This window comes from Roseburia sp. AM23-20, from assembly GCF_003470905.1.
GTDB lineage: Bacteria > Bacillota > Clostridia > Lachnospirales > Lachnospiraceae > Roseburia > Roseburia rectibacter.
Genome location: NZ_QRHS01000001.1, coordinates 225950 through 244119 on the forward strand (window position 1 = coordinate 225950; position 18170 = coordinate 244119).

Here is an 18170-nt window from a genome sequence, read left to right on the forward strand (position 1 = left end):
TTATTAAATCATTGTGAATTATTTATTTTATGTTTGAGTCATTGTTTACCGATCGCCTCGGCAACTTTTAATCCGTCCATCGCTGCAGACATGATACCACCCGCATATCCCGCACCTTCCCCACATGGGTAAATGCCACGGATATTTGACTGAAAAGTTTCATCGCGTACGATACGTACCGGTGAGGATGTACGGCTTTCCACCCCGGAAAGAATCGCATCGTCACGGTCAAATTTCGGGATGGCATGGGAAAAATGGTGCATTCCTTCTATGAAAGACTCCTCTAATTCTTCCGGCAGGAGACCTCTTAAATTATCAAGTACTGCTTCTCCTTTTGTCGTGCTCTCAAATGCGCCATAAGAAACAGAGGCACGGTTTTTACAATAATCTCCAAATAACTGCTGTGGAATTTTTCCATTTCCGATCTGCCATGCACGTGCCTCTAAACGCTCCTGAAAACGTACACCAGATAAGGCATCTTCCATATCAGCCGCATCCTGTGGCAGTTCACCATGGCGTACTGCATCTGCTTTGAAATCTTCCGGTGTGACAGAGACAATGATCGCACTGTTTGCATTGCTGCCGGCACGGTCAGAATAGCTCATACCGTTGACAGCAATGCGGCGTTCTTCTGAGGAAGCGTTTACAACATAGCCTCCAGGACACATGCAAAAGGAATACACACCACGTCCAGATGAAAGATTTGCCGTCACTTTATAAGGTGCCGCCGGAAGTCTGCCGGCATATAAACTTCCATACTGTGTCAGATTAACTTCGCTCTGCGGATGCTCAACACGGAATCCGACTGCAAAAGATTTTGCCTGCATATCAAGCCCTTTTTCATGTAACAATGAAAACGTATCTCTTGCACTGTGCCCGATCGCAAGAACCATACAACCGGTATTGATCTGTCTGGAGTGATTTAATTCAACGGATTTTAAATTGCCGTCTTTATCGGTGGAAAAACCGGTTACACAGGTTTCAAATAAAAACTCCACACCATTTTCTGACATAAAAGTACGCATCCGTTTTATTACATCCGCAAGAATATCGGTGCCAATATGCGGCTTATTTTCATATAAAATATGTTCCGGTGCGCCAAATTTTACAAATGTTTCAAGGACAAAACGGTTACGCCCGATGGGATCTTTAACTAATGTATTTAATTTTCCATCAGAAAATGTTCCTGCACCGCCTTCACCAAACTGGACATTAGAAGCTGTGTTTAAAATACCGGTTTCCCAGAACTTTTGCACATCAGCAGTCCTTTCATCGATTTTTTTCCCGCGCTCTGCAACAACCGGTCTGAAACCTTCTAACATTAATGCATAGGCACAAAATAGTCCTGCAGGACCAGCCCCCGCGATCACAGGTGTGAGGGAGGGATTTTTTACTTCTGGAAGAACATATTTTTTAGCTTTGGTTAACATAATATTATTATCGTTAACTTTTTTGACGATTTTCTGTTCATTTGGTATTTCAACATCTACAGAGTACACATAAAACAGATCCGGTTTCTTTCGTGCATCGATGGATTTTTTGACAATCTGGTATTTAAATGGCGTATCTGCTGTAAATTTCAGTGCTTTTCTGATCTTTTGCTCTAACTGTGCCGTGTCGTGTGTTACCGGCAGCTTGATCTGGTTAATACGAATCATTACTTCCTCATTTCTTTTTTGTGTACTTTTTTCCCACGTCGTGCATATTCCGCTGCATGGATTCCTGCCACATATCCGCTTGACCATGCCCATTGCAGATTATATCCGCCGCAGGTACCGTCAATATCAACGACTTCTCCTGCGAAAAACAAGCCGGAAACTAATTTTGACATCATACTTTCTGCATCAATTTCATGAGTATCTACTCCACCTGCACATACCTGTGCCTGCGCGATATCTTTGCTTCCGGTAATGTCGACATGAAGTCCTTTTAACAGCTTAGTAAGGCGCGTGAACTGTTTTTCGGATACTTTTTCTGCCGGAATGTGAAGATCAATCCCCGCTTCTTTCAAAAGCACTTCTGCGAGTTTTTTATTGCAAAGTCCGATCATTGCCTGGGCGGCATCTTTTCCATGTGCTCGTTTTAAAAATCGCAGTTTTAAAAGACCGGTAATTTCATCAAAAGACCTGTCAGGCATAAAATCAATTATCACATAGACCTGTTTCTTTTGCTTTAATGCTTTGGTTGCAAACCGGCTGATCTGGAAAACCGGAATCCCGGATATCCCATAATCTGTCAACTGTAATTCACCGCGTTCTGTGGTTGTTTCTGCACCGTTTATGTATAATTTTATCAAAGTTTCTGCACGGATTCCTGCAAGCATTTTAAAGAATGACTGTTTGCCCTGCAGCGGAACTAAAGCCGGTACAATATCTATGATATGGTGGCCAAAATGTTCTATATATGGAAGCGCACTGCCATCACTTCCGCTTTTTGGTGAAGCGAAAAGGCCAGTTGCAAAAATGATCGATTTTGCACGAAAATCGCCTCTGCCTGTCTGAATCAGGAAGAAGTCGCCCTGTTTTCTGATGGCTTTGATCTCGCAGGAGACAAATTCCTTTACACCTGTATATGCAGCTTCCATGCGCAGTACGTCTAAAACGGAAGCTGCCTGTTCACTTGCCGGATAATAATAACCGTTTTTTATTTTAGGTTCAATGCCGATCCGGCGAAAAAAATCCACTGTTTTTTTCTGGTCAAACTGCTTCATTACCGGCACAGTAAAAGCAGGGTCTTCGCCTCTGTAACACGACAATCCCTGCACTTCGTTTGTATAATTACATTTTCCATTTCCTGTGGCGAGTATTTTTTTTCCTACCCGATCCATATGTTCTAAAATGATCGTATCTGCGCCCGTCGATGCGGACATAATGGAAGCCATCAGCCCGGATGCCCCGCCGCCAATGACTGCAACTTCTGTTTCTGTCATATATTTCAAACCTTTTTTAGATATTTTTCCAAACAAACCATAGCATATTTTAGCATACAAAAAACAAACATTCAATCCGTGAAAATCATTGTTATTGCTGGTAATTCATCAATACTATGATACAAGGGAAATATCAGCTTGAATAACTTTCCAGAAAATCATATAATTCCCGGTCATCCGAAAAAAAGATACCGTTTTCTATTTTTTTTACCATATCTGCATCCAGATCACGTATGCGGATATTTGTTTCAAAAAACTCTGTAACACCATCACTCTGGTATACAACTAACACCCCGTTTTTCTGTTTAATTACATATGTGTATGGTTCACAGATAGCAATAATTTCTGTTGACCGGACAATTTGTTCCGTGTCATTTTCATCTGATATACTCTCGGTTGAAGCAGTCAGATTTTCTTTTACTATTCCTGTATTTTGCTGTATAGATAATAAATATACTACCAGGATCAGCAGAAGAAAGATCATGCCGGTAAAAAGGCAAATACCCGTCGTTTTTTTCATTTCATCACCCCATATTACGGTTTTTACGATAAGTATTTGCCATATTTTACTTTTTATTCATTTGTAAGAACTATTTATCTTAATAGATGAAGTTTTTTGGCTATGTCTGCCAACATGCGTCCTTTCGGGAAACGCAGGATCTCCTGTTCATTTAATCCTTTTAATAACAGCAGTAATACAGCATATACTGCTGCTCCGGCTACAATTGACAGAACCGTTGCAATCGCATTGATACGCAGTACATATAAGATACCGTGATAGATGAGCCATACAACGACACCCATTCCAGTCGCCGCAATAGCAGGAACAAAAAACGTTTTCCGGACTTCCTGGCGGTATCCGCTGTATCGCCGGATCGATCTTGCATTTAAGATACACATGATAAGACCGAATGCAGCATTTGCAATAACAACCGCAAAAATATTTAAATCAAACAGGAACATAAGTGCTGCCAACAGTCCCAAATGCAGTACCAGTGCAATAATCGCATTTTTGATCGGTTCTTTCATACGCCCCATTCCCTGTAAAAGCCCATTCGAAAGCGTTGACAGGGAGAAAAATAAAATTGTAACGGCTCCGACCTGCAGCATATGTGCGGCGGTCTCGGATGAATCACGGAACAAAAGCTGTAAGATCGGAGATGCAAGCACACCCATGCCAACTGCACAAGGAAATGCGATCACCATGATAAAACGTGTTGCGACACTAATCTGCCGCTTTGCCTCACCTTTTTTTCCAGCTGCATAGGCAGCGGTAAGTGCAGGAACAGAGGATGCAGCCATTGCTGATGCAATGGAAATCGGGACATTGATCAAAACCGTATATTTTCCTGTATAAATACCATTCCAGGAGCCATACTGGCTTGCTGTATAACCTTGAAATGCTGCGATGTGTTTATACACCGCCTGGTCTATAACTGCATTACAGTTATAAATGGTACTGCTCAGTAAAACAGGAATGATCGTTACAATCAATAAATGAAATATAGATGCATAAGAGTCTACATTATTTCTGCGTTCTCTGTGCAGGCTGCGTTTAAATACACGGAGATATACAACCAGTACGAAGGTACAGAATAATAATGCGACTAATGCACCTATAGCGGTGCCAAGTGTTCCTCCGGCAGCCCCATATGCAGCAGAATAATTATCTGCATCACCAAGCAGTGCACCTGCTTTCGCACCATAATCAGCCAGCACATACGCAGCCCATACGCTGACGATCGCATTTGCGATCTGCTCTAAAATCTGGGAGGTTGCACTTGGCATCATTGTTCCAAGTCCCTGGAAGAAGCCTCGCATAACACCAAGCACGGCAACGATCAAAAGCACCGGAATCAGTACCCGTACTGCAAAAATACTCATCGGTGTTTTCATCAGTGTTCCTGTGATAAACTCTGCTCCAAATAACAGGATCAGTGCCGCGATTGTACCCGTACATGCACCAAAAACCAGCGCACATTTTAGAATGCGGTATACATTGTGTCTTCTGCCCTGTGAATAGTTTGCGGATACCAGCTTTGAAACTGCAAGTGGCAGACTGTAAGATGAAATGATCAATAAAATATTATAAATCTGAAAAGCAGTTCCATAGTAATCATTTCCTGTATCACCAATAATATTTGTCAGCGGGATACGGTAGATCAGACCAATAATACGACTGACAATAGATGCGATGGCAAGAATAGAACCCTGCACAAGGAAACTTGTACTGCTTTTTTTACTTTGTTTGCCCATGTGACTTAATCCTCGTTATCTTAAAATGTTCATTTCGTTTAAGATCTCAGTTTGTTTTCCTTCCATAACGGCAGCGTCTTCCGGCGTCATATGGTCATATCCAAATAAGTGAAGCATACTGTGCAGGATCAGAAACGCATATTCACGTTTTTCACTGTGTCCATAACTTTTCGCCTGTTCTTTTACTTTGTCAACGGAAATAATAATATCCCCAAGCATGATCTCCCCTGTGTCAGGGTTGAAATTATCATCATAATCATCTTCTAACTTTGAAAAATCTCCTGCACTCTCATAAGAAAGCATTGGAAATGACAGAACATCTGTCGGCGCATCTATATCACGGTATTCTTTATTGATGGCGTGGATTCCATCATTATCTGTGAGTGTCAGATTGATCTCCGCTTCAAAGGGAAATCCCTCATGCTCGATCGCATAATCTGTCACTTCTTTTGCAAGTGTCTCCTCATCAAATGAAAAATCTGTTTCCGTTTCTTTTTCTATAAAAAGACTCATAAATTTCCTCATTTCTGTGCCTTACCGGCAATTTTTATATCTTTTGTTTTTCATGTAATTTTTAAAAGAAGAAATTCTCCTCATTTACAAGATATTCCCTGATCTTCAAAAACATATTCATGCCAAGTCCTGACTGGTCGTAAATTCCGCTGGCGGAATACTCGTTTAATGTCTGGTAAATGACCATATCCTGGTTCCATTCGCTTGCCATTGTATAACTGTCAAACACCTCTATCTTTTTTACCAGACCGTTTACCATATGTACGATTGCTGACTCTATGGATGAAGGCGGTGCTGTCTCTCCATCGTACTCACTGATGATACGGATGACATCTTCCGGAAAACAGTGTTCCTGCACAATACGGATCCCGCTCTGTGTCAGAGGTTCTCCCTCCATAATACCGATCCGGTAATAAAATCCTGCTGCTGCGCATGTCTTTTCATCGACACCGACAACTTTTGCACATTTTGCGGCAAGTTCTGAAACTCTGCGTGCATGCTGATATTCCTGTTTCGAGAAACTGGAAAGCTCACGGACAAGCGGATACGTATCATCTATGATATCTGTCAGAATATCATTTACCTCCTGCTCTCTTAAACGGGAAAAATGACGAAAGCCAAACTGCATCCATAAAACACTGATGGCACCTTCAAAAAGTCCCCATAATAAAAGTTTAAAATGGACTTCCTGATAAGTCAGATAATAAAAAGTTATTGGAAGCATAATGGAAAGACAGAATAACAGTACTTCATACCATATAAGTGTCTTCTCACGTTTCACTGCCTCTTCAGCCGTTCCAGCAAGTATTGCTCCAAAAATCGTCATCAGACAGTACAGTACTAATTCCTGTGAATGCAGCCCTAACACGAGACATAGCATTGCATCCCAGAAAATTCCGGTAATAAGTGCAAGACGTTCGGAACCAAAGGCAACGATAAGAAGCGGCACAAGCATCAGAGGTTTTACAAATTCAGGAAAATATGCAGCCAAAAAGACTACTATTGCTGCTGATGTGTAACCATATAATATTTTTCTAAAATCTGTTTCACGGTTATGACAGATCAGTCCTTCTGCACGGTCGTGCTCTATGAGAAAAAGAAATAACACAAACCATATCACAGCAATACAGACAATCCCCAAAAACTGATCCAGCAAAATCTGTCGTTTTGCACATAACAAAAGTGTCACCATGATGGTAACGATAAACATACAGACATGGTTCCATACTCTTTTGATTACAAGGCGGTCATTCATCGCTGGCGAGTCTCCTGTCTTCTTTTTGATGTACTCTTATTGCGGTTTTCATAATCTTCGTAAGCCTTGACAATTTTTTGTACGACCGGATGACGAACTACATCTTTACTGGTCAGCTCACAAATTCCAATCTCATCCACTTTTTTTAATACTTTTAATGCGACATCAAGACCGGATGCTGTGCCCGGTGCAAGATCTTTCTGGGTAGCATCACCCGTGATCACTGCTTTAGAACCAAAACCAATTCGGGTAAGGAACATTTTCATCTGCGCCGGTGTCGTATTCTGTGCTTCATCTAATATGATAAATGCATTGTCAAGTGTACGTCCTCGCATGTATGCAAGCGGTGCGACCTCGATCAGCCCCTTTTCCATATTTTTCTGGAAGCTTTCCGCCCCCATGATCTGATATAATGCATCATAAAGTGGTCTTAAATAGGGGTCAACTTTGCTTTGCAGATCTCCCGGCAGAAATCCTAATTTTTCTCCGGCTTCGATTGCCGGACGTGTCAGGATGATCCTTCCTACTTCTTCGTTTTTAAATGCAGTAATTGCCATTGCCATCGCAAGATATGTTTTACCGGTCCCGGCAGGACCCATTCCAAACACGATCATTTTCTGGCGGATCGCATCTACATATGCTTTCTGACCAAGTGTCTTTGGTTTTACCGGTTTGCCGTTGATCGTATGACAGATACAATCTTTATCAATTTCAACGATCGCGGATTCTTTTTCCTCCTCCGAAAGCGCAAGAGCATAATTGACATTCTGTTCCGTGATAATATTTCCTCTTTTGGATAACTCGATCAGTTGTAAAAACACCTGTTCTGCTTTTTTTAAATTATGTTCTTCTCCAAGCAGCTTCATATTTTCACCGCGTAACACTACAGTGACATTTAACGTACGCTCAATCTTTTTGATGTACGCATCAAATTGACCAAATACATTTGCGACATGATCAGTTGGTATATTTAATGATAGTTCAGTCAGACTCATCTGTCGGTTGCCTCTCTTCACTCGATTGTTCGATGATTTTTGTCGGCTGATAGGAAACAATGGATTTTAAAGTTTCTATCGTCCCTTTCACCACATATTTTTTCTTTGTTCTTTCTATAATAACATTTTTTTCTGTAATTTGAATACCTTTTTCTTCCAAATCGTCAATATATTTCTTAAGATTCCGGGAAGCTATTTGTTTTGCCTCTTTTTCTGTATATATATTTTTTTCATTTTTATAGCCGGAATAAGTCTGTCTGACCAGATAAACCGGCAGATAAAAGTTGTCTGTGAAATGAAACTGTGACACATCCGATATGACATCATACGGTTCTTCCACCGGTGAAAAGAAGGGATTTTTGAACAGGTGCTCTAAAATCCTGATCTGATACGTTATTTTTTCGTCACCGGTCGGTATTTTTTTTATATATTCAGCAGGTATCTCGTCATGATAGGAATATGTAACTTTTGCCGTAATATCCGCATCTGCAGTACGGTAAAGATATTTTTTTGTATCGCCATCATCATTCAGGATCTCAATACTTCCATTGACCAGTATATCCCCTTTTTTGACTGCCATGCCCGTGGTCACAACAGGAGTACCGCTTCTTGTGATCATATCTGAGATAACGCCATCATCTGATGCAATAATATCACGTGCAGTGTTATCTTTATCATTCTTATAATTTTCTTCGGGAAGCAGATTTTCCTGAATGTCTACCGTCATTTTTGTTCCATAGATCTTAATGGAAGTCCAGATAACTTCCGGATATCGGCTTCTTAACGTTTCTTCTAAAGCTGCACAGTCAATGTTTTTTTTCTTTGCACCAAAAGAAGCATGTTCCCCTGAAAGGAAACAGAGTACGACTTCTTCGGACAGATAAGAATTGCCATTGACCTCAATATTCCAGATAAAACCGGAAAGGTAATAAAGCAGTCCTGCAAAAAGGATCATCCCCATGGCAAACATTTTTCGTTTACGGTAATGATACAATTCAAACGGCATGCCGTATTTTTTTATGATCCGTATATGTGTTCTTGTTTTTTTTAAGATCGGACGTAATTGCTTAAAGCCTGCTACACTGATACAGAATTCATATCCATCTGCAATAGATTTTAAATTCCAGATCAGAATGTCACGGCTTCCACATAAATTAAGGAAACGTTCCGGCGCATAACCGCTTAGACGGACATACACGTACCCCTTAAAATATTTAATTACCGAGAGCAGCATTTGTCAGTTCTCGTATTGGATCGTATCTAAAAAACCGGTAATTTTCATTTCCTCATTCGTATAATAATCGATTGCAAGATGTGAGCCGGAAATCAGTATCCTGCAGTTTTTTGTCTGTATTTTGATAAAGGAATCCTCATATTCCAGGATTCCTTTATAATTAGAAATCAGAACCTCATGCCGCCCGGTTGCAGTCACGATCGCCGCACCAAGCATCAGATCCTTCGGCAGTTCTAAACTGTTTATTATTTTTTCTTTCTGATTTTTCTTCATATATGATTGTATGAAGGAAAAAAAGATCTTATTCTCATTCGTAAATATATTCTTTTACAACTGGCTGCATTTCTTTTGGTTCATTTGAAATTTCATATGCGTGCAGTGCTTTTTCGGCAGCAGTATTCATTTTTGCACGGTCATTCGCATAGATAACAGCCAGAGTATCACCGGTATTTACCTGATCGCCATTTTTCTTTTTTAAATAAATACCGACGGAAAGATCTATCTTACTGTCCTTTGTCTCACGTCCGCCACCGAGAGTCATACAGGCAATACCGATATTCTCTGCCAGAATACGGTGCACATATCCGCTGCATTCTGCTTTGACGTCGATCGAATATGCCGTTTCCGGAAATTTTGTGGTATCGTAAACATAAGATACATCACCGCCCTGGGCTTTTACAAACTCAGTCAGTTTATCAAGTGCGGCTCCGCTGTCAATGCTGTCTTGCATGAGTTTTACAGCCTCCTCATGGGAACCGGCACGCTCTGCAAAAAGCAGCATCTGCGCTCCAAGTGCAAAGACTACTTCTTTAAAATCGGAAGGTCCATGGCCTTTTAAAGTATCGATCGCCTCGATCACTTCGATGGCATTTCCGATAGCGTTTCCAAGTGGCTGATCCATATCAGTAATGACTGCTGCTGTCTTTTTTCCTGCCATTGTTCCGATTGATACCATCTCTTTTGCAAGTGCAACGGAATCTTCATATTTCTTCATGAATGCACCATTGCCGGTCTTAACATCAAGTACGATCGCATCACTGCCGGAGGCTAATTTTTTACTCATAATGGAACTTGCGATCAGTGACATCTGATCGACGGTAGCTGTGACATCCCGCAATGCGTACAACTTTTTATCTGCCGGTGCAAGGTTTGCAGTCTGGCCTGCGATCGCAATACCGATCTCACGGACATTTTTAAAAAAAGTTTCTTCCGGGAGCGCAGTCGTAAATCCCGGAAAACTCTCAAGCTTGTCAATCGTTCCGCCGGTATGGCCAAGCCCTCTTCCGGACATTTTTGCAACCGGAACTCCAAGTGATGCAACGATCGGTGTCAGGGCAAGCGATGTTTTATCGCCCACACCGCCGGTACTGTGTTTGTCAACTTTGATACCGGGAATAGAGGAAAGATCAAGTACATCCCCGCTGTCACGCATAGCAAGCGTCAGATCAACTGTTTCATGTTTACTCATTCCCTGAAAACAGATTGCCATTGTCATTGCAGACATCTGATAATCGGGAATTGTACCATCTGTAAATCCCTCTATCATAAAACGGATCTCTTCTGTGGTCAGTTCCATACCAAGTTTTTTCTTTTCAATCAGGTCATACATTCTCATGTGCATAATCCTCCCTTGTATCAATATCAACAAAAAATTCCGGCATTTCAACCGGATAAGTGAAAACATCGTCTGGATGGGAACGGATGATCTTTTTACCACCACATTCTCCGGTCAGCCTAAGCAGCTCTGCACGGTAGTTTTCAGCAAAAAGATTCGGACTGCGTAAAATGCCCTCACAGGATAATGCTCCGATTCCTTTTTTACTTTCTATAAAATCATTTAGAAAATCAAGCAGTATTTCAGCCTTTACATAAGGCTGATCTGCCTGAAAAAACATATCATAAGAAAATGAATCGCCCTCGTTTATCATAGGAGAATCTATCGCTGCCTTTACCCCTTTTCGGATGCTTGAGGCAATCCCATCATTTTCTTCTCCCTGGTTGCGTACAATTATATAATCTTTTGGTATATTCTGACCATGTACAGTATGCTCTTTTTTTGTCAAATGATCCTGTTCGTCTTTAGTATTTTTTCTGCTGTTTCCCAATATTTCCTTACACAGTTCCTCAATCCTGTCATATGCAGTCACAACAATGAGCCTGCATGGATAACTACACATTTTCTGCAGACGAACCAGTTCCGTCAGTCCATGCAAAAACAATGGTTTCCCATGAAATTCCGTGAGCAGTTTATTGCTGCCGAAACGTCTCGCATATCCGGCAGCAAGATAGATCAGATTTATCTGTTCCGTATCAGATCACCTGCATTCCTTTTAAGATTTTCTCCGGAGTGATCGGCAGCTCATTGATCCAGACGCCGGTTGCGTTATAAACTGCATCTGCGATCGCCGGGGCCGGTGTATTGATGACGATCTCACCGATGGATTTTGCACCAAACGGACCAGTCGGTTCATAGCTGCTGTCAAATTCCACACGGATACGGTCTGTATCCAGACGGCTTGGTACTTTATACTGCATAAAGGAATTGGAAAGATTTTTCCCGCGTTCATCGTACCAGATATCCTCGTACAGTGTCATGCCGATTCCCTGCAAAAGTCCTCCTTCTGTCTGTACCCTTGCAAGATTGGTGTTTACGACAGTTCCACAGTCAACACAGGCGGTATAGTCTAATAACTCAATCGCGCCTGTTTCCGGGTCAACTTCGACTTCGGCGCAGGCTGCCATAAATGGTGGCGGTGATACCGGGGAGCTGTGTGAATAAGTAACCTCCATTGATATCTCATTATTGCACATGGACGCAGTTGCAATGTCAAAAAGGCTCATTTTAGAACCGTCTGATTCATCGATGACATTTTCTCCATCAAAAGTAAGTGCAGAAGCATCTTTATTCATACGGGCTGCTGCAAGTGCAATAATGTGTTCTCTCAACTGTTCACATGCCTTTACTGCTGCCATTCCGGTCAGATAAGTTGTACTGGATGCATAAGAACCGGAATCATATGGGGAAATATCAGTATCTACGCCGTAGACAGATATATTATCGATCGTTGTTTCTAACACATCTGCCGCAAACTGGGCAATGATCGTATCACATCCGGTACCCATATCAGTACAGCCGACTGTAATATGATACGTTCCCTCATCGCTTAATTTTACCGTGACAGAACCTACATCACAGTTTGAAATGGAAGATCCCTGCATCGCCATTGCAACTCCGCGTGCCCGGATCTTTCCATCCGGCATCACAGTACGCATGCCTTTTTCTTTCCATCCGATCATATCGGACGCTTTTAACAGACATTCTTCTAAACGGCAGCTATTTGCGGTCTCACCATAATATGCAGGCATTACATCCCCTTCATGGATCATGTTTTTCTGACGAAGTACAATCGGGTCCATAGAAAGTTTATCGGCTAATTTATTGACCGTGGACTCGACTGCAAAAATACCCTGTGTTGCACCGTAACCACGATAAGCTCCTGCAGACATGCGGTTCGTATAGACAACCTCATACTGGAAACGGAATGCTTCTGTATGATACATTGGAATGGATTTATGTCCGCTTAATCCTACGGTAGTCGGACCATGTTCACCAAATGCTCCAGTATTAGACAGTGTATGCATATCAATGGCACGGATCGTTCCATCGGACATTGCACCCAGACGAACTCTTACTTCCATCTCATGACGCGGTGAAGATGCGATCATGGATTCTTCTCTGGTGTAGATCATTTTTGCCGGTTTGCCGGTCTTTAAGGTTACGATCGCCGGATATACTTCTGTGACAACCGTCTGTTTTGCACCAAAACCTCCACCGATACGAGGTTTGATGACACGGACTTTTGCCTTGGAAATATCAAGTGCATTTGCAACGATCCTTCTTACATGGAAAGGAATCTGTGTGGAACTGAGCACGATCAGACGTCCATAGGTATCCATATATGTACAGGTACGGAAAGTTTCCATCATACTCTGCTGCATGGCTTTGACATGATAAGTTTCGTCTAACACAATATCACAGTCTGCAATGACAGCATCCACATCTCCTTCACCATCTGCGCCGGATGCGCAGAGATTTCGTTTGTTGTCAGCACCAACCGGACAGAGTGACTTCCAGTCATCCTCCGGATGAACTAAAATAGGATTATCCATTGCCGTATGGAAATCTAAAACAGCATCTAAAACCTCATAGGTCACTTTGATCCGCTTTAATGCCATATCAACTGCTTTTTCTGTTTCTCCGGCAACAATCGCAACCGGATCACCAACAAAACGGACACGTTCTTCTAATATGTATCTGTCATATGGACTTGGTTCCGGATATGTCTGCCCTGCCATGGTAAAACGACGTTTTGGAACATCCTTGTAGGTCAGCACACAGACGATACCGTCTATTTTTTCAGCAAGATCTGTGCGGATTTCTTTGATCAGTGCGTGGGCATGCGGACTTCTGAGTACCTTTACGATCAGACAGTCTTTTGGCGCTACATCATCCATATAAACTGGTTTTCCAGTCACAAGCGCCATTGCATCTTTTTTCATTACGGGAGCATTGACAAATTTTCCCGGTTTTCTTAAGTTCGTACTGCTGTTCATGCTTTTCCCTCCATTTTAAACTTCAGGTATTCTTTGACTGCACGAAGCTGGCTCTCGTATCCGCTGCATCTGCAGAGATTTCCGGCAAGATATTCCTTCATATCCTCCTCCGTCGGGTTTTCCAACTCATCCTCCATCGCAAGTACATTCATGATAAATCCCGGATTACAGAAACCACACTGTTCTCCACCCTGTTTTGCAAGGTAAGTACCAAATTCTCTTGCGCGTTCTTCCACACCTTCTAAGGTGGTGATATGTGTACCGTCTGCCCTTGCTGCCAATACGGAACAGGAAAGCACCGGTTTGTGGTCAATCCATACGGTACACAGACCACAGTTAGATGATTCACAGCCTCTTTTTACGCTGTAACAGCCCTCAGACCGGACAAATTCCAAAAGCGGCAGATCTGCTGCGATCTCACGCGTGATCTCACGCTCATTCAACCATACATGTATTTTCATCTTATTATTTGTTCTCCATTTCTGATATTATCTTTTTATCATCAAAGACTTTCATACCTTTTTGACACCAGAGCCTGTCTTTATTCTCCAAAAGAACAGATTGCCCTGCGGATCAGCACACCTGCAACATGTTTCCTGTAATCGGCACCGGCTCTGCGGTTGCTCCCATAGGTAAACTGATCTGCGCACCAGATGGCAAGTTCTTTGACCAGTGTCTCATCTTTTTCAAATCCCTTCGGAAACTGTTTTCCAAAACCATCCGGTTTCGCGGAGCTAAGTGGCAGTTCTATCAATCCGGCATGAACCGGTCTTGCCCCGATACTCACATGCAGAGTGTCATCATATTCAGACACCGCACATGCAATCACCGGGAAATCAGTAGCTGTATTACGCTGGCTTAAATAGGCGATACGGATCGGCTTTTTTGCCACATGAAGTGCAATTAAAATATCGTTGTCATATGGCATATCAACAAAATCTTTTAAGGGAACCATACCTGCATGATACAGTTCGACCTGCGTATCCATTGCAAGAAATACAGTCAGCACATCAGAAAAGCCGAAACGCCCGAAAATACTGCCTCCAACCGTTGCACAGTTGCGGAACTGTACGCCGACAATATGGCGGACACTCTCACGAATCGCTCCGTTGGTATATGCGGCAAGTCCCACATGTTTTTCTATTTCACGTAAGGATGTCATGGCACCGATGACAAACTCTGTTTCCGTCTCAGTGATCTTATCAAGTCCAAGTCCCGACAGATCGATCGCTGTTGAAATCCTGCGGTCACCGATCTTCATCCAGACACCACCGGCGATAATCTTATTATTTTTTTTCTGATTCAGCTCATATGCTTCTTCTAAACTTTCTACCTTACGGTATTCATTGATCGTTAACATTGATTCCTCCTATGTGTACGCATAAAAAAACGCTACCTATATTATACTGTACGGAAGTACCTGCGTCAAACAGGAATACGGGATTACAACAAAATAATGAGGTACTGAAATATCCAGTACCTCATCAATCATTCTTTTAATAAGTAAACAGTTGCGTCCAGTAAGGTGTTCCCTGCCCATTGGTACGGTAGCCGACACCAAGTTTTTTAAAGTTCGGGTTTAAAATATTTGCGCGGTGCCCTTCACTGTTCATCCATGCATTCATAACAGTTTCCGGTGTTTTCTGCCCCCATGCGATATTTTCTCCGGCTCCGCGGTAGGTAATGCCAAGATCTGTGATCGCTGTTGCAAAAGTTCTTCCATCCGGTCTTGTGTGGGAAAATGATTTTTCAATCTCTATGGAACGTGTTGCTGCGGCTGCTGCTACCGTATCATCCCAAATCAGTTCATTTAGTCCGGCTTTTTTCCGCTCTGCATTGACCAGCTTTAAAACCTGTTTTACGTAAGAAATTTCCGCAAGATCCTCTTTTGGCTGTTCATCGCCGGATGTGTTGCCACCCGGCTGATTTTCTTCAGGTTTCTCCGGCGTATCCGGCTTTTCTGGTGTACCAGGTGTCTGATCGTCTTTGGCGTCTTCTGGTATTTCCGGTGTACATTCTCCCGGCAGGACGATGGCCGGAAATCGGTCGCATATTTTTTTTAATAAGTCATTGACAGAATCTGCCTCAAAAGAATTCCACTGATCGGCAGCACAGTCTTTTTCAAAAACCGAGATATTCACACGGTTTGCGGATGCTGCTTCTACCGGTGCAGACACACTCAGTGTAATTCCAAGTGCTGCTGTAAATGCCAATAGTATCTGTTTCTTCATGATAATCCTCCATTTTGCTGTCATTTCATAAATGTAATGTAACAGTTTGATATGTTACGTATTTGTTTTAAAACTATTACATTTTTGTTACAAGCAGAAGAATATCATAATTCATAACCGTATCCAACCGGTAACATCTGGCATTTCTGGTAATTTTTACTCTACTCCCGCCTTTTTGCAGATATCATTCAGGCAGCAACGGTCACAAAATGGTTTTGTCCGTGCTGTACATACCTCACGTCCATGATATACAAAGCGGTGGCACAGATCACTGCCCTCCTCCGGCGGAATGATCTTCCAGAGTTCCATCTCTACTTTTTTCGGTTCTTTGATGCCATCCACAAGACCGATGCGGTTTGAAAGACGGATACAGTGCGTGTCAGTTACGATCGCAGGTTTTCCGAATACATCTCCCATGATCAGGTTCGCACTCTTTCTTCCCACGCCCGGAAGTTTTAAAAGTGCGTCAAAATCATCTGGTACATTTCCACCATACTGCTCCCATAAAATCTTCATACAGGCACTGATATCTTTTGCCTTGCTCTTTCCGAGACCGCAGGGTCTTACAATTTCTTCGATCTCTTCCACCGGTGCATCGGCAAGTGCTTTTACATCCGGAAATTTTTCATATAATTTTTCCACGACGACATTTACTCTTGCGTCGGTACACTGTGCCGCTAAACGGACACTGACTAAAAGTTTCCACGCCTGATCATAGGTAAGACTGCATCCGGCATCCGGGTATTCTTTTTTCAGACGTTCGATCACTTCTTTGGCAAGTTCTTTTTTTCTCATGATGCTCCTCACTTTTATCGTTAAAACTTCTTTTATTTTATCATAAAACACTGCATTTAAACAACTTTATCCATTCACTTCCTGCGCCCCGTAAATAGACTTATTTCCATTTACCAGATATGCAATCATACACACGATAAAAAATGGAATCATATCATTGCTTCCAAACACTTCGAGTCCGATCAGAACCGGCGCAAAAAGTGTGTTTGTTGCACCCGCAAATACCGCTGCATATCCAAGCGCTGCGCAATGAACCGGAGAAAGTCCAAGGATTTCTCCCAAAACGATACCAAGGGATGCACCGATAGAAAATAAAGGTGTGACTTCCCCTCCCTGAAATCCGATTGCAAGAGTTAAGACCGTGAGAAGCAATTTTAAGATCCAGTCATAAGTATAAATATTCCCATCTGAAAATGCAGCAGAGATCAGATTTGTCCCCAGTCCGCTGTATCTCCCATTGTAAAGCAATAGCAAAATCAATGCTAACGGAATCGATATCACACCGATCCTGACATATGGATTCTTCAGATTTTCTCCAAAAAATTTTTTTAACTGTGCAAGAAGAAACGAAAATAACCTGCCTGTCAGTCCGAAAATAATTCCAAGTACAACAAGCCGGACTGCGATACTGCCATCTGATATTTTAACCGCGTCCTGAAGTGGTACATAAAATTTTTCCAGTCCCAGCATATGTGAAGTAAATGCTGCTGTGTAAGATGCTGTCAGTGCCGGCAGCAGTGCATGATACTGCATTTTTCCTGCAACGATCACTTCCATGGAAAAGAATACTGCGGCAAGCGGCGTCTGAAATAAACCGCCAAAGCCTGCCGCCATACCAGTGACCAGCATAATCCGGCTGTCTTTCGGAAGATGAAATCTGTGCCCCAGTGCATGTGATAACGTTGCACCGATCTGTACAGCGACACCCTCGCGGCCGGCACTTCCTCCAAATAAATGTGTGATCCACGTTCCAGACATGACCAATGGAATCAGAACCAGCGGGATATCCTCTCTTTTCTTCTGTCCGGTTTCAAAAACGAGTGTCATTCCCTTTAAACTTGTTTCGCTGAAACGATAATAAAGCCAGGTGATCAAAAGACCTGCAAGCGGCAGAAACGGTATCAGAAACAGATAATGCTCCATCCGGAAATCGGAGATTGCAAGCAGTCCTCTGCCAAATACGGCATCAATGATTCCAACCAGCACACCGGTCAAAACGGCAAGTGATACATATTTCAAAAATAAAATAAATGATTGTAATTTTTTCTCCATAAATTTTGTTCCCTTCATTTAACTTTCACTATCATCCTACGAATACAAAAGCATGTCAACAAAAAAAGTTTTACAT

At 42.2% G+C, this 18170-nt stretch carries 17 protein-coding genes; all 17 read right to left on the minus strand.

Annotation, left to right across the window (positions count from 1 at the left end; translation table 11 throughout):
• Positions 1–38: 38 nt before the first annotated feature.
• The 17 genes from DW650_RS01050 to DW650_RS01130 all read right to left on the minus strand — a co-directional run bounded on the left by DW650_RS01050 (position 39) and on the right by DW650_RS01130 (position 18094).
• Positions 39–1658, minus strand: a complete 1620-nt coding sequence (locus DW650_RS01050; protein WP_118208849.1) for an NAD(P)/FAD-dependent oxidoreductase — start codon at positions 1656–1658, stop codon at positions 39–41.
• Positions 1658–2929: an NAD(P)/FAD-dependent oxidoreductase gene (locus DW650_RS01055; RefSeq protein ID WP_118208850.1), complete on the minus strand. Its 1272-nt coding sequence runs from the start codon at positions 2927–2929 to the stop codon at positions 1658–1660. Before DW650_RS01055 ends, DW650_RS01050 begins: the two co-directional genes overlap by 1 nt.
• Positions 2930–3062: 133 nt before the next feature.
• Positions 3063–3449, minus strand: a complete 387-nt coding sequence (locus tag DW650_RS01060) for a hypothetical protein (RefSeq protein ID WP_118208851.1) — start codon at positions 3447–3449, stop codon at positions 3063–3065.
• A gap of 74 nt (positions 3450–3523) precedes the next feature.
• On the minus strand, positions 3524–5185 hold the full coding sequence (locus DW650_RS01065; RefSeq protein WP_118208852.1) for a putative polysaccharide biosynthesis protein: 1662 nt from the start codon (positions 5183–5185) through the stop codon (positions 3524–3526).
• A 15-nt stretch (positions 5186–5200) separates the two neighbouring features.
• Positions 5201–5698, minus strand: a complete 498-nt coding sequence (gene ybeY / locus DW650_RS01070) for an rRNA maturation RNase YbeY (RefSeq protein WP_199654169.1) — start codon at positions 5696–5698, stop codon at positions 5201–5203.
• A gap of 61 nt (positions 5699–5759) precedes the next feature.
• Entirely contained in the window at positions 5760–6953 is a 1194-nt protein-coding gene (locus DW650_RS01075) for a hypothetical protein (protein ID WP_118208854.1), read from the minus strand.
• Entirely contained in the window at positions 6950–7948 is a 999-nt protein-coding gene (locus DW650_RS01080) for a PhoH family protein (protein ID WP_117921431.1), read from the minus strand. The genes DW650_RS01075 and DW650_RS01080 overlap by 4 nt, the downstream gene beginning before the upstream one ends.
• Positions 7935–9182, minus strand: a complete 1248-nt coding sequence (locus DW650_RS01085) for a sporulation protein YqfD (RefSeq protein ID WP_118208855.1) — start codon at positions 9180–9182, stop codon at positions 7935–7937. Before DW650_RS01085 ends, DW650_RS01080 begins: the two co-directional genes overlap by 14 nt.
• Before the next feature lie 3 nt (positions 9183–9185).
• On the minus strand, positions 9186–9455 hold the full coding sequence (locus DW650_RS01090) for a YabP/YqfC family sporulation protein (RefSeq protein ID WP_006858311.1): 270 nt from the start codon (positions 9453–9455) through the stop codon (positions 9186–9188).
• A 34-nt stretch (positions 9456–9489) separates the two neighbouring features.
• Positions 9490–10797 carry a pyrimidine-nucleoside phosphorylase gene (locus DW650_RS01095; protein WP_243102830.1) on the minus strand — a complete coding sequence of 436 codons (1308 nt, stop codon included), beginning with the start codon at positions 10795–10797 and terminating at the stop codon, positions 9490–9492.
• A complete protein-coding gene (locus DW650_RS01100) occupies positions 10784–11482 on the minus strand; it encodes a nucleotidyltransferase family protein (protein WP_118208856.1) in 699 nt (232 codons plus the stop codon). Before DW650_RS01100 ends, DW650_RS01095 begins: the two co-directional genes overlap by 14 nt.
• A 10-nt stretch (positions 11483–11492) precedes the next feature.
• Entirely contained in the window at positions 11493–13796 is a 2304-nt protein-coding gene (locus tag DW650_RS01105) for a xanthine dehydrogenase family protein molybdopterin-binding subunit (RefSeq protein WP_118208857.1), read from the minus strand.
• A complete protein-coding gene (locus DW650_RS01110; protein ID WP_118208858.1) occupies positions 13793–14257 on the minus strand; it encodes a (2Fe-2S)-binding protein in 465 nt (154 codons plus the stop codon). The genes DW650_RS01105 and DW650_RS01110 overlap by 4 nt, the downstream gene beginning before the upstream one ends.
• An 80-nt stretch (positions 14258–14337) precedes the next feature.
• Complete coding sequence (locus DW650_RS01115; RefSeq protein WP_118208859.1) at positions 14338–15156, minus strand: FAD binding domain-containing protein; 819 nt, start codon at positions 15154–15156, stop codon at positions 14338–14340.
• 136 nt (positions 15157–15292) lie between these two features.
• Entirely contained in the window at positions 15293–16027 is a 735-nt protein-coding gene (locus DW650_RS01120) for a CAP domain-containing protein (RefSeq protein WP_199654171.1), read from the minus strand.
• 156 nt (positions 16028–16183) lie between these two features.
• The gene (locus DW650_RS01125) at positions 16184–16822 is read right to left on the minus strand and encodes an endonuclease III domain-containing protein (RefSeq protein WP_118208861.1); all 639 of its coding nucleotides are present in this window, start codon (positions 16820–16822) and stop codon (positions 16184–16186) included.
• A 66-nt stretch (positions 16823–16888) separates the two neighbouring features.
• Entirely contained in the window at positions 16889–18094 is a 1206-nt protein-coding gene (locus DW650_RS01130; protein ID WP_118209032.1) for a chloride channel protein, read from the minus strand.
• Between the last annotated feature and the right edge of the window lie 76 nt (positions 18095–18170).

Coding starts and splice junctions, on each gene's coding strand:
- DW650_RS01050 (WP_118208849.1), bottom strand. CDS start 1,658: ATGATTCGTATTAACCAGATCAAGCTGCCGGTAACACACGACACGGCA.
- DW650_RS01130 (WP_118209032.1), bottom strand. CDS start 18,094: ATGGAGAAAAAATTACAATCATTTATTTTATTTTTGAAATATGTATCA.
- DW650_RS01090 (WP_006858311.1), bottom strand. CDS start 9,455: ATGAAGAAAAATCAGAAAGAAAAAATAATAAACAGTTTAGAACTGCCG.
- DW650_RS01125 (WP_118208861.1), bottom strand. CDS start 16,822: ATGAGAAAAAAAGAACTTGCCAAAGAAGTGATCGAACGTCTGAAAAAA.
- DW650_RS01110 (WP_118208858.1), bottom strand. CDS start 14,257: ATGAAAATACATGTATGGTTGAATGAGCGTGAGATCACGCGTGAGATC.
- DW650_RS01075 (WP_118208854.1), bottom strand. CDS start 6,953: ATGAATGACCGCCTTGTAATCAAAAGAGTATGGAACCATGTCTGTATG.
- DW650_RS01085 (WP_118208855.1), bottom strand. CDS start 9,182: ATGCTGCTCTCGGTAATTAAATATTTTAAGGGGTACGTGTATGTCCGT.
- DW650_RS01060 (WP_118208851.1), bottom strand. CDS start 3,449: ATGAAAAAAACGACGGGTATTTGCCTTTTTACCGGCATGATCTTTCTT.
- DW650_RS01120 (WP_199654171.1), bottom strand. CDS start 16,027: ATGAAGAAACAGATACTATTGGCATTTACAGCAGCACTTGGAATTACA.
- DW650_RS01115 (WP_118208859.1), bottom strand. CDS start 15,156: ATGTTAACGATCAATGAATACCGTAAGGTAGAAAGTTTAGAAGAAGCA.
- DW650_RS01095 (WP_243102830.1), bottom strand. CDS start 10,797: ATGAGAATGTATGACCTGATTGAAAAGAAAAAACTTGGTATGGAACTG.
- DW650_RS01065 (WP_118208852.1), bottom strand. CDS start 5,185: ATGGGCAAACAAAGTAAAAAAAGCAGTACAAGTTTCCTTGTGCAGGGT.
- DW650_RS01055 (WP_118208850.1), bottom strand. CDS start 2,929: ATGACAGAAACAGAAGTTGCAGTCATTGGCGGCGGGGCATCCGGGCTG.
- DW650_RS01105 (WP_118208857.1), bottom strand. CDS start 13,796: ATGAACAGCAGTACGAACTTAAGAAAACCGGGAAAATTTGTCAATGCT.
- ybeY (WP_199654169.1), bottom strand. CDS start 5,698: ATGAGTCTTTTTATAGAAAAAGAAACGGAAACAGATTTTTCATTTGAT.
- DW650_RS01080 (WP_117921431.1), bottom strand. CDS start 7,948: ATGAGTCTGACTGAACTATCATTAAATATACCAACTGATCATGTCGCA.